Source organism: Streptomyces rhizosphaerihabitans (assembly GCF_025399795.1).
In the GTDB taxonomy this organism is placed as follows: Bacteria; Actinomycetota; Actinomycetes; order Streptomycetales; family Streptomycetaceae; genus Streptomyces; species Streptomyces rhizosphaerihabitans.
Map to the genome: position 1 here is coordinate 1 of NZ_JAODTZ010000149.1, position 1,325 is coordinate 1,325.

At 66.7% G+C, this 1,325-nt stretch carries 2 protein-coding genes; both read right to left on the reverse strand.

Features of this window, described 5'->3' with window-relative positions:
- Window positions 1-33: 33 nt before the first annotated feature.
- The gene (locus tag N4G66_RS45120) at window positions 34-924 is read right to left on the reverse strand and encodes an IS3 family transposase (RefSeq protein ID WP_261710144.1); all 891 of its coding nucleotides are present in this window, start codon (window positions 922-924) and stop codon (window positions 34-36) included.
- A gap of 23 nt (window positions 925-947) precedes the next feature.
- Window positions 948-1,235 carry a transposase gene (locus N4G66_RS45125; protein WP_060902739.1) on the reverse strand — a complete coding sequence of 96 codons (288 nt, stop codon included), beginning with the start codon at window positions 1,233-1,235 and terminating at the stop codon, window positions 948-950.
- Window positions 1,236-1,325 lie beyond the last annotated feature (90 nt).

Consider the following 1,325-nt stretch of genomic DNA (forward strand, 5'->3'; position numbering starts at 1 on the left):
TGAAGTTCCCCCTGCGAACTGGACAGCGGGTGTTTACGCTGCCGGGACGAGGTTCTGCCTGAGCAAGGATCTCGTTTCGAGCGGGGTGACGTACCCGTAGTCAGGGTGCCGACGGAGCCGGCTGCGGTTGTACTCGACCTCGATGTAGCGGAAAACGTCGGCCCGGGCAGCCTCGCGGGTCTCCCACATGGTCGTCCCGATCTCCGCTTTCAGGATGGCGAACCAGCTTTCCGCAGCGGCGTTATCGTAACAAGAGCCGACGCGCCCCATCGACTGCCTCATGCGCAACTTGCGTATTTCGCTGCGGAATTCGTCACTCGTGTACTCGCTGCCGCGATCCGTATGCATGACACAACCGTGCTCCAGGCCGCCACGCCCGGCTGCCATCCGCAGGGCTGCGACCGGCAGCTCGGCGCGGTGGTGGTCGGCCATCGCCCAGCCGACCACCTCCCGCGTCGCGAGATCGATGCAGGTCGCCAGATACAACTTCCCTTCCAGCGTGCTGAGTTCAGTCATGTCGCCGACGAGCCGCATCCCGGGCCGGGGCGCGGTGAAGTCCCGGCCGATCAGGTCGAGCGCGAACACCGCCCGCTTCGCCTGCCGGGTCAGGCCCCGACGCCGGCGGCGGGTGATCCCGACGATCCGGTGCTTGCGCATCAGCCGCTCGACCTTCTTGGAGTTCACCACCCGCCCGGCCCGCCGCAGGGCGGCGTGGATCCGCGGGGCCCCGTAGGCGCCGCGAGATCCGGCGTGAAGCACCCGGATCTCGCCCACCAGCACCTCCTCGGCCCGCTCCCGCACCGTCCGGGCCGGCCGTGACGCCCTGTGCGCGTAGTAGGTGGAACGGGTCACTCCCAGCACACGGCACAGAAACGCAACGCTGTGACCTGCAGGATTACCCTCCGATGCCTTCTCCGCATCGATGAAACGACACCGTGCCGCGGTGTCTACCTCATCTTGTCCTGAGCGAAGAAGGCGGTCGCTTTTCCCAGAACCTCGATCGTGGCCTCCTGCTCGCGGACCTTCCGCCGCAGCCGGACCAACTCCTCACGCTCCGCAGTGGTCAAAGCCCCGGCGGGCCCCTCACCGCGGTCGACTTTCGCCTGCTTCACCCACCCGCGCAGCCCTTCCGGACTCACGCCCAGATCCCTCGCGACCTCGGTGACCGTCTTCTCCGAGGACAACGCCAAGGCGACCGCGTCCCGCTTGAACTCGGCCGTGTACCGCTTGCTCATGTTGCTCTTGTTACTCACTACCTGTGACTGCTTCCTCCGGGACCATCCGTCCCAGTATCAAGCTGTCCGGCCGGCAGGGGGAACCTCAGA